General features: G+C 65.7%; 16 protein-coding genes. 3 read left to right on the top strand and 13 right to left on the bottom strand.

What is annotated here, in order from left to right; translation table 11 throughout:
• Positions 1-195: 195 nt before the first annotated feature.
• Positions 196-1,572 carry a cytochrome c peroxidase gene (locus tag QA635_RS05595; RefSeq protein WP_283067641.1) on the bottom strand — a complete coding sequence of 459 codons (1,377 nt, stop codon included), beginning with the start codon at positions 1,570-1,572 and terminating at the stop codon, positions 196-198.
• Positions 1,569-2,354 (bottom strand): EfeM/EfeO family lipoprotein, encoded by a 786-nt coding sequence (locus QA635_RS05590; protein WP_092080432.1) that lies wholly within the window; start codon positions 2,352-2,354, stop codon positions 1,569-1,571. The genes QA635_RS05595 and QA635_RS05590 overlap by 4 nt, the downstream gene beginning before the upstream one ends.
• 298 nt (positions 2,355-2,652) lie before the next feature.
• On the opposite strand from QA635_RS05590, the gene QA635_RS05585 reads away from it, so the two are divergent.
• Positions 2,653-3,090 (top strand): prepilin peptidase, encoded by a 438-nt coding sequence (locus QA635_RS05585; RefSeq protein ID WP_229160384.1) that lies wholly within the window; start codon positions 2,653-2,655, stop codon positions 3,088-3,090.
• A gap of 20 nt (positions 3,091-3,110) precedes the next feature.
• Here the strand turns inward: QA635_RS05585 and QA635_RS05580 are convergent, their stop codons facing one another.
• The 10 genes from QA635_RS05580 to QA635_RS05535 are packed head-to-tail and all read right to left on the bottom strand — an operon-like array spanning position 3,111 to position 11,299.
• Positions 3,111-3,758, bottom strand: coding sequence for a hypothetical protein (locus QA635_RS05580; RefSeq protein ID WP_283067637.1), 648 nt, complete (start codon positions 3,756-3,758; stop codon positions 3,111-3,113).
• Positions 3,755-4,318: a type II secretion system protein GspM gene (gene gspM, locus QA635_RS05575; RefSeq protein ID WP_283067636.1), complete on the bottom strand. Its 564-nt coding sequence runs from the start codon at positions 4,316-4,318 to the stop codon at positions 3,755-3,757. Before gspM ends, QA635_RS05580 begins: the two co-directional genes overlap by 4 nt.
• Complete coding sequence (locus QA635_RS05570) at positions 4,315-5,382, bottom strand: PilN domain-containing protein (RefSeq protein WP_283067634.1); 1,068 nt, start codon at positions 5,380-5,382, stop codon at positions 4,315-4,317. The genes gspM and QA635_RS05570 overlap by 4 nt, the downstream gene beginning before the upstream one ends.
• Before the next feature lie 5 nt (positions 5,383-5,387).
• Positions 5,388-6,302 (bottom strand): type II secretion system minor pseudopilin, encoded by a 915-nt coding sequence (locus QA635_RS05565; RefSeq protein ID WP_283067632.1) that lies wholly within the window; start codon positions 6,300-6,302, stop codon positions 5,388-5,390.
• Positions 6,302-7,009: a PulJ/GspJ family protein gene (locus QA635_RS05560; RefSeq protein WP_283067630.1), complete on the bottom strand. Its 708-nt coding sequence runs from the start codon at positions 7,007-7,009 to the stop codon at positions 6,302-6,304. Before QA635_RS05560 ends, QA635_RS05565 begins: the two co-directional genes overlap by 1 nt.
• On the bottom strand, positions 7,006-7,425 hold the full coding sequence (locus QA635_RS05555) for a prepilin-type N-terminal cleavage/methylation domain-containing protein (protein ID WP_283067628.1): 420 nt from the start codon (positions 7,423-7,425) through the stop codon (positions 7,006-7,008). Before QA635_RS05555 ends, QA635_RS05560 begins: the two co-directional genes overlap by 4 nt.
• The gene (locus tag QA635_RS05550; protein WP_283067626.1) at positions 7,391-7,855 is read right to left on the bottom strand and encodes a type II secretion system protein; all 465 of its coding nucleotides are present in this window, start codon (positions 7,853-7,855) and stop codon (positions 7,391-7,393) included. Before QA635_RS05550 ends, QA635_RS05555 begins: the two co-directional genes overlap by 35 nt.
• Positions 7,856-7,870: 15 nt before the next feature.
• Positions 7,871-8,389, bottom strand: a complete 519-nt coding sequence (gspG, locus tag QA635_RS05545; RefSeq protein ID WP_283067624.1) for a type II secretion system major pseudopilin GspG — start codon at positions 8,387-8,389, stop codon at positions 7,871-7,873.
• A gap of 17 nt (positions 8,390-8,406) precedes the next feature.
• Complete coding sequence (locus QA635_RS05540) at positions 8,407-9,618, bottom strand: type II secretion system F family protein (protein ID WP_283067622.1); 1,212 nt, start codon at positions 9,616-9,618, stop codon at positions 8,407-8,409.
• Positions 9,619-9,622: 4 nt separating this feature from the next.
• Positions 9,623-11,299, bottom strand: coding sequence for a GspE/PulE family protein (locus QA635_RS05535; RefSeq protein ID WP_283067620.1), 1,677 nt, complete (start codon positions 11,297-11,299; stop codon positions 9,623-9,625).
• A 336-nt stretch (positions 11,300-11,635) separates the two neighbouring features.
• Here QA635_RS05535 and gspD point away from each other — a divergent pair, with 336 nt between their 5' ends.
• Both gspD and QA635_RS05525 read left to right on the top strand, forming a co-directional pair.
• A complete protein-coding gene (gspD, locus tag QA635_RS05530; protein WP_283067618.1) occupies positions 11,636-14,023 on the top strand; it encodes a type II secretion system secretin GspD in 2,388 nt (795 codons plus the stop codon).
• A gap of 76 nt (positions 14,024-14,099) precedes the next feature.
• Positions 14,100-14,573 (top strand): tetratricopeptide repeat protein, encoded by a 474-nt coding sequence (locus QA635_RS05525; protein WP_283067616.1) that lies wholly within the window; start codon positions 14,100-14,102, stop codon positions 14,571-14,573.
• Positions 14,574-14,580: 7 nt separating this feature from the next.
• On the opposite strand, the gene QA635_RS05520 is transcribed toward QA635_RS05525, so the two are convergent.
• Positions 14,581-16,080, bottom strand: coding sequence for a PepSY domain-containing protein (locus tag QA635_RS05520; protein WP_283067614.1), 1,500 nt, complete (start codon positions 16,078-16,080; stop codon positions 14,581-14,583).
• Positions 16,081-16,082 lie beyond the last annotated feature (2 nt).

The raw sequence follows: 16,082 nt of genomic DNA, 5'->3' as shown, positions 1-16,082 counted from the left end.
AGTGCGACAATATGACGCATGGTTTTCGCTTACATGAAAGCGCGCAAGAAATTTCGAAACGTTCAAATATTTTCTGAGGAGACATCTGCCGCCGCGCAGTGCATCTCCACGATTCAACCATGCAACCAATGAACGAAAATTGATCACGCATCCGCGCCGCAGCGCGGATCGCAAAATCACTCCAATACAACGCAATCAGTGCGAAAGGTGCCTGGAGCGCATCACCTGGCGAAGCGCAGCATAATGTTGGTCATGCACGCCTTGATTGAATAGCGACCACGGCTCGGCGCTGGCCAACAGCGCAGGCACTGCAGCAGCCATCAGATTGCGATAATTCCTGAACTCGGTTGCGGCATCCGCGTTGTGCCCTGCCGCAACCGCCATCTCGATTCGCCGCAGCGTGAGCACGAGCTCCTTGAGGCCGTTGCGCGCAAGTACGCGCTGCTGCTCGCCGCCCGAGACGCTGGTGTTCTTGCGGTCGGGATATTGCTCGGTCAACTCGCGCAACTCGCGGCCGATCGTATCGACCGCCAGCGCGACGATGTCCTTGTCACCGGACGGAATCGCGGTCGCGAGCACCGTCGAGAAATCGTTGATCTCCTTCAGCGTTGCCCCGGCGCCGTCGCGCTCATAGGGCTGAACGCCATCGCCGACTGCCGTGAGATAGGCGACGAGGTCGCCCTTGTCCTGCGCCGAGAGCTCGAGCTGAAAGGTCCGGTCGAAATAATCGACGACCTGGTCGTAATTGTCGAAGCGGCCGTCGTGAAAGTACGGCGCGTTGAAATCGGCATTGCGCAGCGTCGGCGTCTTGAACAGTCCGCCCGAACCGACATCGTGCTGCTGGTGATCGACAAAGCCGGACGACGGAACGTGGCAGCCCGCGCAGCTCAGCGCGGGATCGTGCGGGAACGGCTTTGCGAACAGCACCTCGCCGCGGCGCTCCGCGTCGCTGATCTTGCCGGCCAGCCGTCCGGCGGGACCAAGGCTCGGATTGGGCAGGAAGTCGATGTCGTGAATATACGCCACGATCGCATCGAGCGTTGCCGGCGACGGCTCGGGACCTGCGAACTCGTTGGTGATGACGTTGTGGACGAAGTCGCGCAGCGAGGCGAATCGGCCGTCGGCGCCGTAGGGCGCTAGATAACGGGCGCCGCGCAGGCTCGGGATCCGCACTGGATCGAACGCCAGATTGTTGGCCTTCGGATTGAACAGCGGACCGGTGGTGTCGAACGTGCCGGGCCGGCTCGACATCTTCGGCATGAAGAATTTGGCGTTGTTCGCGCCATTGACGTGGCAGGTGCCGCAGCTCACGCCGGCCTGCCGCGCCACGTCACCGAGCAGCCCGGGCGAATTGAATGCGAGATCGCCGAGATTCACCAGATACGACTTGGCTCCGGTCCGCTCGGACTGGAAAACCTCGCGCGGCTTGTCGAGCGCATCCTCGTTCAGTTCGGTCGCGACAGGCAGTACGGTCTTGTCACCGTCGACCGGAAACGCCACCGCACGCCCGAACAGTGCCAGGGCGATGACACCGGAGAGCAGCGCAGCCAGACGCAGGTGAAGCGATGTCATCGCGCCTGGGCCTCCAGGGTCGGCCGCTGCAGCCCGAGCTTTGCGGAGGCGCTCTGCAGCGCAACCACCAGTTCCTCACTGGTCTGGCGCAGTTCGGCAATGTTGACATGCGGCAGGTCGGGCGTGGCGACAATCGCTTCGAGCTGTTCGATCCGGTTGGTCACCATCTCGTCGAGCTTGCCGTCGACCGTGTTGAGCGCGGCCGAGAAGATCGTGTGGTAGGCGAAGTCGATGCCGGCGATGTTGTTGCGCATGTCGTCCAGCGAGGTGCCGCTGATGCGCGACTCGCCGCCATCGGCCTTGCTCTCTCCGACTTCGTAGGCGAGCCGCACCGTGCCATCCAGAAGGCCCTGCGGCGTCAGCTTGATATCCTTGAGCTTGCCGTGGAGATCGTTCAGATGCTCGACAAGGCCGGTCGCATCGGTGGCAACGTCGGTGCTGGCAGCTCCGAACAGTTTCGCCTCGATGGCGTGGAACCCGCTGTCCGCGTTGGGCCAGGCGTCGATCTGCGCGTCGAGCTCAGGCACGAACCCCGCGGTGAACACCTCCGAGCGCTCCCAGCCGGCGCGCGCCGACAGCCAGGCCTTCTTCGCTCCAGGCAAATCCGCCGCCGCGGCGCGCTCGCGAAGCGCACGCGCGCCTGTCAGCGCACTGGCGACGCCCTCGATCAAATATGGCCGGTAGCGCTCGGCGCCCTCCTCGAGAGCGCCGGCATTCGCGGCGCGCACGCCTGCGAACGCTGCCAGCAAAGCAAGGCACGCCGCCACTTGCATCTTGTGCATAGTCAACCCACTCGTCTGCCACGAAGGGCTCGCGGCATGTAGCGGGGCGAACTATTGTCGGTATCCTATGCGGATTTGTGACAGCGCAGACTTTTTGTCGCATCTTTTCTGCTTCGCGATCGCCGATGACGATCACAATTTTGCAAACTCGTTCGCGCTGCTGCAGACGGATTGAAATTGGACTGTTCAACGCGCGTGAGTTGTTGCAACACAACGTCCGCATCTGTCACACTTGTCCGTCGCCATGCAGATTGATCGCGAAGCTCTCTATTTTATCGGATCTTACGGCGCGCTTTGCATGCTTTGCTGCGCGGTCGCGCTGATCGATCTTCGCCACGGCATCATCCCCAATTGGCTGAACCTTGCGATCGCGGCGCTCGGTCTCGCCAACGTCGTCGTCACCGAAGGCACGATGGCCGCCTTCACCGCCATGGCGATTGCGGTCCTGGTCGGCATCGTGTTCCTACTATTGCAGCGTGTTTACTTCGCCTTGCGGCAAGTCGACGGATTGGGACTTGGCGACGTCAAGTTTCTTGCCGCCGCGGCGATCTGGGTCGGCGCGACAGGCATTCCGACCTTGCTGCTGATCGCGGCACTCGCGGCGCTCGGTGTTGCCGGCGGCCTGCAACTCGCAGGTCACGAGATGAAGCGCCAGACCTCGATCCCGTTCGGCCCGTTTCTGGCGCTCGGGCTTCTCGTGACGCCGGCGCTTCAGAGCTGGCTTGCGTTGAACTAGCATCTCGGTCCGACGCGCAATCACATCTGGCGCCGCGCGGCCAGGGGCTTCCTCTCCGTGCTGACCGGAACCAGGCGGACATCGCCGCTCTCGTCGCCGCCGGGCTGGGGCAATGTGAGCACGGCCCCCTGATCGTCCTTCTGCATCGTGACTTCGCGGCCGTTGATGGACCGCAGCTTCCATCCCTGGAAGTCATCGCCGATCTTCAGCCGCAGCGCCGTCTTGTTCGACTGATCGAGAAAGATCCCGAAGCTTTCGTCATCTCCCGCAATCGTGCCGACCAGCGACAGCGGCGGTGGCTCGATCGCGACCTTGCGCGGCGGCGGCGGCGCCGGCTTGCTGACCTCCGGTTCCGCAACGACGGCAGGTGGCGGTCGCCGCGACGGCGAGAACACCGGCCTGTCGCGCGTGTTGGACAGCGTCTTGAGCGGGATGCCCCACAACGGATTTGCGCTGAGCGGCTGCGGCGTCGGTGCCGGCGACGGGGCCACCCGGACCGACGTCACCGGTTCGGACGGTGGCGGTGAACTCAGCACCGGTCCGCCGAGGCGAGTATCGTCGAGCATCCCGGCGTCCAATGCATCGCCGGATGGGGCAGGCACCGCGGCCGGCGCCGAATAGGCCGACACTGCCAACAGCACGATGGTCGCTGCGAAGCGTCGCATCATTTGGCTCCTCGCCATTGTCCGGAGACGCCGAGCAGCACGCGCAGCTTGCCGGGATCGGCGCCCTTGGCCGCCTCGTCGGCGACGGGTTGTACGACCAGCTGGTCGATGAACAAAAACGGCATGCCGGCTTCCAGATCGTAGAGCACCTGCTGCAATTGCGCCTGCTCGATCTCGCTGCTCGCGACCATGCTGATAAAGCCGGCCTTGGCCGGCGCGTTGGGAACGTCGAGCTGCGTCGACAGCACGTTGCCGCCGGCCTTGATCACCGCGCTCGACACCCGTTGCAGCAAGGTGGCGCCGGCCACCGTGACGGTCGCCCCCTCGAGATAGGCCGAGCCGGCCGGCATTGCCGGTTGACCGGGCGCGGTATTCGCCCTGGATCGCCCCTCCAGTTGCTCCAGCATTCCGGCCGCTGCCGCAACATCGCTGCGCAGGCCGATGATGTCCGAGAGCGAGGAGATGACGACAAAGAGCAGCAGCACGAACAGGCCGAGATAGCTCGCGGTCGCGACCATTGGCGAGGTGCTGACAGCGGTCAGCGATCGGGATGCTGCGCTCATGAGCCGGACCCAAAATAAGCAGTGATGTTGGCCTCGACGTGGAACCGCTCGGCCGATTCATTTGCCGCGCGCGTCGTCGGCGCGAAGAACGTCGCGCGGGTGAATTGCGGCGACTGCTCCAGCAGCCGGATCAGGGATGGCGCATCCTGGGTCAGTCCCACCACCTGCACCTTGTTGCCCTCGATGCGAAGCTCCGTCACATAGGTCGTGTCGGGCAGCACGCGCGAGACCGCTTCCAGGACCATGACGCTCGACGGCGTCGTCTGCTTGCGCTTGGCCAGCAGGCCGAGCCCGGACGAGTCGCCATTGGCATCGAGACGCAGCGCGGCGCGGCGCTGCGCGATCCGGTGTTGCAGGTCGTCCTGCTCGGATTGCAGCCACCCGCCGAGATAGATGTTCAGCAGCAGCGAGACTGCAGCCGCGGCCGCCGTCGAGACCAGGCTGACGCGCAACAGGCGCGGAACCGAAGGCCCGGCAAGGCCGCGCAGCGACTTGTCGAGCAGCGTCACCTGCTGCGCGGCGCCGTCGCCGCCAACCGCCGGCGCGAAGACCGCGACGGAGGCGGCGCCGAGCATCCTCGCCATCCGGATCAACGGATCGACCTTCGTCGCCGCGGTCGCGCCGAACGCGACTTCGATGCGGTCATTGGCGATCGGTTGCGGCGAACTCCAGCCAAAGACGGCATCGGCAGCGCTCCATGGTGTCAGCCGGTCGACCTGTGCGCGGACCATGCCTTCGAGGAAGTCGCTTGCCTGGCTCGGGAAATCGAGCACGCGGCTGACGATTTGATCCGATCGCAAACGCACCTCGATGCGGCTGCCGTCGAACGCGGTCTTCCACTCCGCCGGCAGCGGAGGCTGCGGCGCATCGTGATCGAGCCGGAACGAAACCGGCATCGAAGGCGAGCCATCCTTCGAGACCGCGAGGCGGGCGGTGAACGTGCCGTCGCCATTCTCGTCGAGCTCGATGCTGCGCCGGCGCATGAACCTGCCGGCGACGCCGTCGACGGTGGTCGCGACCGCGCCGATCCATTGCTCGAACCATTGCCGTGCCTCGGCAAGCATTGCCATCATCCTCTCTTGCGCAGCAGAACCGGGTTTCGCGGCTCGACGTCGTTTTGCCAGGACAACACCCGATAGGGCTCGACCTTGTCGCCGAGTGCGATCACCGCCTCGGATGTGGTCCGGTGACCGTTGCGGAAGCGGATCGAGATTGCGATCCGGTAGCACGGGCTCTGCGCCGTCGATGCCGCGCTTTGCTGGCTTGGGGCCTGCGTTCCGGCAGCGATTCCGTTCGGCGAAGCCGGGCGCGCCCCGAAGCCGTCCTGGTCCTTCCCCAACGCCTTATCGACGGCGAGAGCGACTTCCGGCGCGGCGATGGTCGGATCAACATCCTGACCGCCGTTGAACACCGTCACGAACGGCAACACGCGATCGACAAACGCTTCGGGGATGCCGGCGACCAGCGCCAGCTCGTTGACATGGGTGAACAGCCCCTGCCGCGGCGAATAGCCAAGCGCGTTGTAGCGCGCCGCCTCCACATTCTCGCTGCCCGGCGCGGGCCGGGTTCGCCAGCCGACGATCCGGTCGGCATATTCGGCGGCGGCGTCCTTGCGGGCGCCGAGCACGACGAACAGGCCGATCAGCATCTCCTTCGACGCGTAGTTCAGATCAAGGCGGCCGGCCTCCGATGTGAAGGTCACGCCGACGCTGGCATCGTCTAACCCGAAATGAAACGCCCCGTACTGTGGTCTCGTCTTCTCGTCCGTCAGCGTCAGCTGATAGGCGGTGAGCTCGAGTCCGGCCGACACCAGCGCCTCGGTCTGCAACGACAGGTCGCTAGCCGCCAGCGCGCGCGCCGACGCGGCCAGATAGGCCGAGAAGATGATCGCCAGCGACGACAACGCCAGCAGGATCCAGAGCACCGCAACGATGACGAAGCCGCGATTGGCCGGCGATCGGCCGACATTGCCGGACGCGCGCATCACGTCTTCCCCTGATCGGTGGCACTTCCGGAACTCTGCTTGTCGCCGCAATTGCCGTCCGGCTTGGTGCAGTCGCTCGGAATCTGGACATGGACCGGCGCGATGGTCGAAACCGACAGGACGCGTTGGCTCGCCGCGTCGCGCACGGTCAGCCGGATCATCGCCGGCAGTCTGTCCGCGTCCTTCCACGCGCTCTTCCAGGCCCGGTCAGCACCGGCATAGGCGAACGACAGCCGATAGGGCGCGCGCAGCAGCACCACCGGGCTGCCGAGATGGACCTGCTCCGACAGCGACACCCCGTCAGCCAGCGGCGTGAACCGCGTCTGCGTGCGAACCGTGACGAACTCGCCGCGATCGCGCGTCTCGCCAAGGCGCACCACGTCGAGCCCCGGCCCGGCATTTGGCCCCACCGACGTGCGCACGAACATCACGGACAACTCCGATCCGTCGAACAGCGGCTTGTGGCTGTCGCGGTTGGCGGCAACGAACTCCGCGGCCGCAAGATCGGCGCCGATCCGCTCCAGCGCGATCCCGATCAATTCGCTGCGCTGGATCCGGTCGAGGCCCCTGTTCCAGCTCGGCAGCCATTGCGCCGTGATGCTGGCGAGCGCCGACAGCAACAGCCCCATCAGCGCCAGCGCGACGATGGTCTCGATCAGCGTGAAGCCGCGCTCGCCCGTTCGCTGGTCTGCCCATGTTCGGGTCATTCCGACGACCTCGGCATCAGGCGCACGGTGCGAATGTCGGACAGCGCACCGCCTGGAGATTTGACGCGAATCCGCACCAGCTCCGGAGCCCATGGCACATTGCCCTCGGGTACTTTCCAGTCGCCGCCGAGCGGACTGACATCGATCGTCCAGCGATAGCCTTCCGCTTGTCCCGTCGAGGTGCCCGACTGCAATTCCGCGCGGGGCGGGATGCCGACCGTCATCAAGGTGCGCACCGCCTGCATCAGCGCCACGTGCTGCTCCAGCGCTCGCACGCCGCGCGTCTTGACGCCCATGACGGCGCCGATCGCAACGATCGAGACAGCCACCAGCGCCAGCGCCACCAGCACCTCGATGATGGTAAACCCCGCATCAGCGCGGTTAGTTGGCGGCGACGTCGCGAGCAACGATTTCAACCCTTCCGGTAAGCCAGTTGACGCGAACCTCATATCCCGCATCGAGCCGCGTCAGCGCGATGGAGCCACCGCAGGAACCGCCATTGGCGAAGAAGCGAATGGTCGACAGTGCGGCGCGGCGCTGACAGCTCTGCGGCAGCACGGCATCGAACCGCACGTCCTCGGGAATCCGCACCGTCATGCGCGACGCGCCGGAGTGGATCACCCGGCTCGGCGCATCGACCAGCGTCGCAACGCTGGTGCTGCGCTCGATAGCGGCATTCCGATCGGCCTTCAGCAGCGTCGCGGTCTGCAATGCATAGGCCTGCAGGCGCGATCGCGAGGTCTGGTGCGGAATGAACGGAAGCAGCACGGCCGCCAGCAGCGCGATGATGGCGAGCACGCACACCATCTCGAGCAGGGTGAAACCGCGCTGCGTCGCGTCACGCATGCTTGCGATGCATCCTTACTGGTCGTTGTTGTTGGCGGCGGTGGTCTTCTCGAGCGAGATATCGGCCGAGGTGCCGCTGCCGCCCTCCTGACCATCGGAGCCGTAGGAGACGATGTCATAGGGTCCGTGCTCGCCGGGCGAGCGATAGAGATAGGGGTGGTTCCAGGGATCGTTCGGCACGTTGCCGCCCTTCAGATACGGGCCATTCCAGGCCGCGACCCCCGGCGTGCGCCGCACCAGCGCAGCGAGCCCCTCCGCCGTCGACGGGAAGCGCCCGGCGTCGAGATAGAACAGGTCGAGCGCGCTGGAGAAGCTCTGCAACTGAATGCGCGCGGTCTTGACCTTGGATTCGCTGAGATAGTTGAGCACGCGCGGGCCGATCAGCCCCATGATCAGGCCTATGATCGCGATCACCACCAGCATCTCGACCAGCGTGAAGCCCTCCTGCCCCGAACGCCTCTGGCTTTGCGACGGCGTGCGAGCGCGTTCCGCTCGCGTGGCGAATGCCTTTATGATGATGTTGCGCGATATCATGGCCGATGACCCCTGCTCTAACCGACTAGCTGCGTGACCGAGAGCAGCGCCGTCATGACCGACACGATCAGTCCGCCGACGACGGTGCTGATCGTGATGATCGCCAGCGGACCGACGATGCCGACGACCCGGTCCAGGCTGCGCTGCAATTTTGCTTCGTAGAATTCCGCGACCCGCCCGGCCAGCACCGGCAGCTGCCCGGTCTCTTCACCGAGCCGCAGCATGCGGACCGCCATCGGCGGCAGGCTGTCCGCCACGGCGAGTGCTTCCGACAATTTGCCGCCATGGCGGACGCGGTCGGCGGCGGCGGTCCAGTTCGCCTCGCTTCCGGTCACAGACATGATGTCGACCAGGATGCGCAGCGCGGCGGTGAGGTTGACGCCGCTGCCGAGCAGCACACCGAGATTGCGGCAGAACAGGCTGGCGCGATAGAACTGGAAGGCGCTGCTGATGCCCGGCACGCGCGAGATGGCGTTGACCAGCGCGGCGCGGACGCGCGCCTGCCGCAGCAGCCACCATGCGAGCGCAATCGTCGCCGCGCTGATCAGGCTTGCCGCGGTGGCATTGGCGCGCAGGAAATCCGATACCGCAATGAAGCTGGCGAGCGCGGTGTCCGACTTGCTGCCGAAATCGCCGAGCACGGTCGAGAATTGCGGCAGCACGAACAGCAGGAAGAACAGCATCACACCGGACGCCGCGACCAGCACGAAGGCCGGATATTGCATGGCGTCGGTCAGCTTGCGCCGCATCTGCTCGGAACGCGCGCGCTCGGTCCCCAGCATCTCCAGCACGGAATCGAGCGTGCCGGAGATTTCCCCCACCCGGACCAGGGCGATGTACATCGGCTGGAACAGGGTTGGATGATCGGCGACCGCGTCGGCAAAGCTCTCGCCGGTGAGCAGGGCGGCGCGAATTTTCGCCACCACCGGACGCATCCGGCCCACGTCCGCGTCGCCCGACAGCAGCTCCAAGGCATCGTCGAGACGCGCACCGGCCTTGAGCAGCAGTGCGAGATCACGCGTGAACGTAGTGACCTCGGCCGCGCTCGGCCCGCCGAGCAGGCTGCGGCCACCGGTGCCGCCGGATGCGCGCTTGTCCTCGGTGGTTTCGATCGGCAGCAGCTTGAGATATTCGATCCGCCGCGCCACCTCGGCCGCCGTCGGGGCGGAGATCGTGCCGTTCACGATCTCGCCGGCCTGGGTCAGAGCGCGATAGCGATAATTCGGCACGGCGTCACCGCACCGTTGCGACGCGGAGGATCTCGGCGGGCGAGGTCAATCCGGCGCGGCATTTCGCGACCCCGTCGTCGAGCATCGTGGTCATGCCCGAGCGGATCGCCATCGTATCGATCTTCAGCCCGTCGGTTCGCTCCCCGATCAGTTCGCGCAGTTCATTGGACAGTTCGAGCAGTTCGAACACGCCGAGGCGGCCGCGATAGCCGGTCCCGCCGCAGCGCTCGCAGCCGCATGGCTCCTGAATGATCTCGTCGGCCTTGAAGCCGAGCGCGGCGAGCCGGGGGTCCTCGGCGAAATCGGCTGTTGCAAGCGGCCGCGCCGTCTTGCAGCGCTCGCAGAGTTGCCGGACCAGACGCTGCGCGATCACGCCGCGCAGCACCGAACGCAACAGATAGCCTTCGACCCCGAGGTCGAGCAGACGCGGCACCGCGGCAGCCGCGGTCTCGGTGTGCAGCGTCGTCAGCACCAGATGCCCGGTCAGCGCCGCATGCACCGCGACATGCGCGGTCTCGGAATCTCTGACTTCACCGACCATGATCACATCCGGGTCCTGGCGAACGAAGGACCGCAGGGCGGTGGCGAAGGTCAGGCCGATCGCGGGCTTGATCTGGGACTGGTTGACGCCGGGGAGTTCGTATTCGACCGGATCCTCGATGGTCAGGATCTTGCGGCTCGGCTCATTGAGGATCGACAGGATCGTCGCCAGCGTCGTGGTCTTGCCGCTGCCGGTCGGCCCCGTGATCACGACCATGCCGTGCGGCAGCTTCAAGAGCCGCCGCAGCTTGGCTTCGTCAGGCTCGGAGAATCCGAGCTTTTCGACCACCAGCAGGCCGCGATCCTTGGGCAGGATGCGGATGACACAGGATTCGCCGTGCTGCGTCGGCATGATCGCAACGCGGATATCGATGTCGGTGCGACCGGCCCGCAGCCGCGCCGCGCCGTCCTGCGGCAGGCGGCGCTCGGCGATATTGAGGTTGGCGATGATCTTGATGCGCGAGACCACCGCCTGGGGCAGCACGCCCGACAGCGCGGCGACCGGCCGGAGCAGGCCATCGATCCGCAAGCGCACCATCAGCCCGCCGGAGAACGGCTCGATATGGATGTCGCTGGCGCGAAGCTCGACCGCCTTCTCGATCAGATCGTTGACCGCGCGCACCACCGGCGCGCCGCTGGCGAGATCGCGCAGGCTCTCGATGTCGTCTTCGCGGGGCAGCGCCGCCGCGCTATCGGCGGCCTCGGCCTCTTCAGTGCTGGAAGAGTTGTTCAGCGCGATGGCGACGTCTTCCGACGAAGCCACCTTCACATGGATGCCGGCGCCAAGCACGATCTGTGCCGCGCGCAGCGTCGCCTGATCGGTCGGGTCGACGACGGCGAGCACCGTGGTCCCGTCGACCGCGCGGCACGGATAGACCATGGTCTCGCGCAGGAAGCGCGGCGAGAACGACCCGACCAGCGGCTCGGCCGAGGTCATCTCCTGGAGCGTCAGGCGGCCGAGCGCAAAGAAGCGCGCGGCTTCGTCGGCGAATTCGGTCGGGGAGAGGCTGGTGACCTCCCACAGCTTCAATTGCCTGACATCGGCGCCCTGCCCGGTCCGCTCAGCCGGTCCATCGCTCGGCGCCAGGTGATTGTTCTGACGCAGATAATCCACGAACCGAACGGACAGGTCGTTGGCCATTCTCGATATCCCGCCACACTATCCCGGATCAGTTCGTGCCAAGTGCCGCTGCGTGCCGTCGCGCTCGGCTCCCGGCAATTGTGCGGTTATCGATCCGAAGTGTGACAGCTGTGCGAAGTCACATCCTTCGTCCCGCTCAAGAAACTTTGAGGGTGGCATCGCGGACACAAGCAGCGCGCCGGCTGCACAGTTTAGGTGCGATGCGATGGGCAGGTCGCGAACGACAATCATGTAACCAATTTATTTCTGTCATGTTCGATCGCTAAGAGTCCCTCCGGGGTAGGACCGATCGTCGCAAGCAATCGAAATTTCAGTTAGTCAAAGCGAAGGGCCTTCATGCAACGCGTAGGCACAGTGGGCCGCTGCCCGACGATCCGTGGCGGCCTCGCAGCCATTTTTGCCTTGACGTCATTGGGGCTGTTGGCGTCCTGCAATTCCGCGACGGTCGGCGAGAGCGTGGACGCATCTCAACTCGACGTCACCGACAAGGTGCGCTCGCTGGATCTGGCACAGCGCCAGCCGCAACCGGTGAACGCACTGGCGGCGACGGGCGGCAGCCAGAGCGGCAGCGTCCGCGCGGCAATGTATGACGGAAGCGAAGTGACGGCGGTTGCCGATGCGCGGCCGCAACCGGCGTCGAACGGCAATGGCTTCGATCTGAATTTCGAGAGCACGCCGGTGGCGACCGTCGCCAAGGTGGTGCTCGGCGACATCCTGCATGTCGGCTACACCATCGACCCGCGGGTGCAGGGCACGGTCAGCCTGGTCTCGGTCCGCCCGGTGCCGAAGTCCGACATGGTGTTCGTGCTTGAAAACGCACTCCGCCTGAGCGGCGTTGTGCTGCTCAAGGATACGGCAGGCTATCGCCTGACGCCGCTCGGCGACGCCGTCGGCGGCGGCCGCGTCGATGCCGCAGCGGCCAATCCCGAACCCGGATTCGGCATCTCGGTGGTCCCCCTGCAATATGTGTCGGCGCAGACCCTCATGAAGCTGACCGACAGCTTCGCCACCAGGGCCGGCGCGATCCGCGCCGACACGACGCGCAACCTGCTGCTGATCCAGGGCACCGGCGCCGAGCGCCGCACCGCGGTCGATACCGTGCTCAGCTTCGACGTCGACTGGATGCGCGGCCAATCCGTCGGCATCTTCCCGATCTCGAGCGGCTCGCCCGCGCCTGTCATTGCCGAGCTGGAGAAGATCGTCGATTCCGGCGAGAACGGCCTCAGCCAGAATGTCATCAAGTTCATGCCGATCGCGCGCCTGAACGCGATCCTGGTCGTGACCAAGAAGCCCGACATGCTGCACACGGCCGCGACCTGGATCAAGCGCCTCGACCGCAACGACACGGCGCGCACCTCGGTCCATGTCTACCGCGTCAAATACGGCGATGCGCGCCAGATTGCGCGGGTCCTGACCGACATGTTCCTCGGCGGATCGTCCGGCAACCTGCTCGACAGTGCCGACAGCCAGCTTGCGCCCGGCTCCGGCACCTCGTCGACCTCAAGCGTCGCCGACCGTCTATCGCTCAACAACAACAACGGCGCGAATTCAGGCATGAGCGGCTTCGCATCCCGCGGCACGTCGGGGACAGGCGCAACAGGCCAGGGCCTTGGCCAGGGATTTGGCGCCGGCGGGCAAGCGAACAATCCCAACAATCCGGGCCAGGGCAACAATGCCGCGCTGGATGCCGGACGCGGTGCCGGCGGCGGCAACGGGCAGCCCGTCATGCAGGATGTCCGCATCACGCCCGATGTCGTGAACAACAATCTCCTGATCTATGCCGACCAGGCCAACTACCGCATCATCGAGTCGACCCTGCTGCAGATCGACGAGCCGCAGCTCCAGGTCGCGATCGACGCGACGATCGCCGAGGTCACGCTCAACAACACCTTGTCCTATGGCGTGCAGACCTATCTCACCAGCCAGAACCTCGGCCTGAAGCCGAACACCGGCTCGATCCTCGGCACCCAGGCCACTTCCGCGCCCGCGACCACCACGGACGCGACCACCGGCGCGGTCTCGGTCGCGGGATCGCTCACCAATGCCTTCATCAACCAGAGCTTCCCGGGCTTCAACTTCCTGATCGGAAATGCAACGCAGCCGAGCCTGATCCTGGATGCGCTGCATGCCGTCACCAGCGTCAAGGTGCTCTCCAATCCCTCGCTGGTGGTGATCAACAACCAGGTCGCGACGCTGCAGGTCGGCGACGTCGTCCCGGTCTCGACCGGCAGCGCGACGGTGCTGACCACGAGCAACACGGTGGTCAACACCATCGACTATCGCAACACCGGCATCATCCTGAAGGTCTCGCCACGCGTCAGCGTGAACGGCACCGTGCGGCTCGATGTCGAGCAGGAGATCAGCAATGTTCCCCAAAGCAGCGGCAGCACGGTCAACCTGACGCCGACCGTTTCGGAGCGACGGGTCAAGAGCCAGATCTCGGTGGCCAACGGTCAGACCGTGCTGCTGGCCGGCCTGATCAGCGAACAGCAGAGCGGCGCCCGCAATGCGCTTCCGGTGCTCGATCAGATTCCGGGCCTCGGTGACGCCTTCGGACATCAGAGCAACGGCACCCAGCGTACCGAGCTGATCATCTTCATCCGCCCGCAGATCATCCGCAACGGCTCCGACGCCCAGACCGTGGCCGAGGAGCTTCGATCGAAATTGCGCGGCAGCATCGCCACGACATCGACCAATGCGCCGATCACCACCAGCTATCACTGAGCCGGGCAGCAGGATGCGCCGCGTTCTCGCACAACGGACGGGCCTCTCGGCTTCGCTTGCGGTCGTGCTTTGGGCGATGACCGCCTCTGTCGCGAGCGCCGACAGCGTCGCGCGCGGATCGGCCGCCTTCCATCGCGGCGACTATGTCCGGGCGGCTCGGGAGCTCGCGCCGGCCGCCGAGCACGGCAATGCGCGCGCCCTCGGCATGCTCGGCTTCCTATACGAGCACGGCTTCGGCGTGCCGCAGGCCTACGCAGCCGCCGCCGACTGCTACTATCGCGGCGCCGTTCAGGGCGACCCGTTCGCGCAGGCCCAGCTCGGCCTGATGTACGACAAGGGTCACGGCGTTCCGACGGATTTCGTGCTGGCGTACAAATGGCTCAATCTGGCCGCGGCCCGCTCGAACGGGCGGCAGCGCGATGCCTATCTCCGGTTCCGCGATGCGGTCGCATCCAAGCTCTCGACCTATGAGATCATTGCCGGTCAGCGGTTTGCACTGGAATGGGCCCCCAATCGGCCGGCGCCGGACGTGCACCTGACCGCCAAGTAATCGCGCCTTACGGGGGTGTGCGCACGAGGCTCGCCGACACGCGCCTGCCTCGTACCTTCCGCCGCCGCAACCGGCGCCACCCGATCACGATCCCGCTGATCGAGATAATCGTACCAGCCGCTGACAGCAGCCACACCACGACGTCGCGCGCCGGCGAGATGCGCAGCAGCAGCGGGAAGTCGAGGCTGTGCAGCGCGTTGAACAGCCAGCGGTAGGACCGGCGGCTGTCGTCGCTGCGATCGAGGATCTCGCCGGTGACGGGGGAGATGTGCAGCCAGGTGTGGGCGGGATCGTCGAAGCCGATCCGCAATACGGGAAGCTCGCGCGCCTGGTGCAGCGTGTACCAATAGGCATCAGGTTGATCCAGCTGTCGCGCCGATATCATCGTCGCTCCCGGCATGGCGCGCCGGGCCGCCGCGATGATCTCGTCACGCGAGATCGCTACAGGCGCGCCGGTCGCGGGATCGGCGAGGCTGCGCCGGCCACTACCATCGTCGAGCAACATCAACCGGTGTCCGCCGATCCAGACGAAGCGGGCCTCCACCGCCGGCATCGATGGCGACGACTGGAAGCCGGCGACGATGTCGGCCGTGTCATGGCCGCTATAGCCGATCGCAATCTCACGGGTGACGCCGCGCCCGGAAAACGCGCCGCCGGGGTTGAGCGACAGCCAGCCGCTGAACGTCCAGGTGAGAACGAAGATGCCGCCGATCAGGCCGGCGATGTGATGCCAGGCCATCCAGCCGCGATAAGGCGAGACGGCGCCATCAGCGTAGCGGCGCATCAGCCGCAGGCGGAGGACGCCGATCCAGAAGCCGGTGATCGCGACGACAAGACAGACACCCGAGATCCACAGCACCACATCCCGCCACAGCGGGCCGTCCTTGCGCAACACGGTCGGATAGATCCAGTGCGGGATCGAGCCGAGCCAATTCCAGATGCGCTCGCAACGCGTGGTGTCGAGCGCGATCTCGCCGGTGCGCGAGGAAACATAGAGTTCGGTGCCATCGGCGTCGCCGAGACCGATCAGATAGAGCGGCTGCAACGGATCGAAGCGCGACGTGACCGACCATTGGTCGCGCGTGATCGTTTCGATCAAGCGAGGCTGCAAGGCATGCGGATGATGAGCGGCAATGGCCAGCGCCTGGTCCGGCGTGATCCGGTCAATCACGCTGCCGTCGATCGCCGAAATCGTGATCGCCCCTTCCTTCCAGCCGGTCACCCGATAGACGGGCGTGTCGTCCATCATCGAAAGCCGCAGGTCACGCGGATAACGCTCGACACCCGCGATCGCCATCGCGCGATCGGGTGCGAGCTGCACCTTGCTCCAGGGAATGACAGGAAGCGCGGCGAGGCGCTCGCTGTCGGTAAGGCGCGGAAAGGCCACGTACATCATGACAAGGCCGGAGATGAACCACGTTGCGAACAGGAGACACGTCGCAATGCCGATCCAGCGATGGACGATATAGAGCCATCGCCGCCCGCGCCGGATCAGAGCGTTGCGCATGG

This window comes from Bradyrhizobium brasilense, from assembly GCF_029714345.1.
In the GTDB taxonomy this organism is placed as follows: domain Bacteria; phylum Pseudomonadota; class Alphaproteobacteria; order Rhizobiales; family Xanthobacteraceae; genus Bradyrhizobium; species Bradyrhizobium australafricanum.
Note: the sequence above shows the minus strand (reverse complement) of the source record. Positions and strands in the feature narration are given on the sequence as shown.

Bases quoted from the DNA above. Each gene is read 5' to 3' on its own strand.
- QA635_RS05580 (WP_283067637.1), bottom strand. From the start codon at position 3,758: ATGATGCGACGCTTCGCAGCGACCATCGTGCTGTTGGCAGTGTCGGCC.
- QA635_RS05520 (WP_283067614.1), bottom strand. From the start codon at position 16,080: ATGCGCAACGCTCTGATCCGGCGCGGGCGGCGATGGCTCTATATCGTC.
- QA635_RS05570 (WP_283067634.1), bottom strand. From the start codon at position 5,382: ATGCTTGCCGAGGCACGGCAATGGTTCGAGCAATGGATCGGCGCGGTC.
- gspD (WP_283067618.1), top strand. From the start codon at position 11,636: ATGCAACGCGTAGGCACAGTGGGCCGCTGCCCGACGATCCGTGGCGGC.
- QA635_RS05560 (WP_283067630.1), bottom strand. From the start codon at position 7,009: ATGACCCGAACATGGGCAGACCAGCGAACGGGCGAGCGCGGCTTCACG.
- QA635_RS05535 (WP_283067620.1), bottom strand. From the start codon at position 11,299: ATGGCCAACGACCTGTCCGTTCGGTTCGTGGATTATCTGCGTCAGAAC.
- QA635_RS05550 (WP_283067626.1), bottom strand. From the start codon at position 7,855: ATGCGTGACGCGACGCAGCGCGGTTTCACCCTGCTCGAGATGGTGTGC.
- QA635_RS05525 (WP_283067616.1), top strand. From the start codon at position 14,100: ATGACCGCCTCTGTCGCGAGCGCCGACAGCGTCGCGCGCGGATCGGCC.
- QA635_RS05595 (WP_283067641.1), bottom strand. From the start codon at position 1,572: ATGACATCGCTTCACCTGCGTCTGGCTGCGCTGCTCTCCGGTGTCATC.
- gspM (WP_283067636.1), bottom strand. From the start codon at position 4,318: ATGAGCGCAGCATCCCGATCGCTGACCGCTGTCAGCACCTCGCCAATG.
- QA635_RS05590 (WP_092080432.1), bottom strand. From the start codon at position 2,354: ATGCACAAGATGCAAGTGGCGGCGTGCCTTGCTTTGCTGGCAGCGTTC.
- QA635_RS05585 (WP_229160384.1), top strand. From the start codon at position 2,653: ATGCTTTGCTGCGCGGTCGCGCTGATCGATCTTCGCCACGGCATCATC.
- QA635_RS05565 (WP_283067632.1), bottom strand. From the start codon at position 6,302: ATGCGCGCGTCCGGCAATGTCGGCCGATCGCCGGCCAATCGCGGCTTC.
- gspG (WP_283067624.1), bottom strand. From the start codon at position 8,389: ATGATATCGCGCAACATCATCATAAAGGCATTCGCCACGCGAGCGGAA.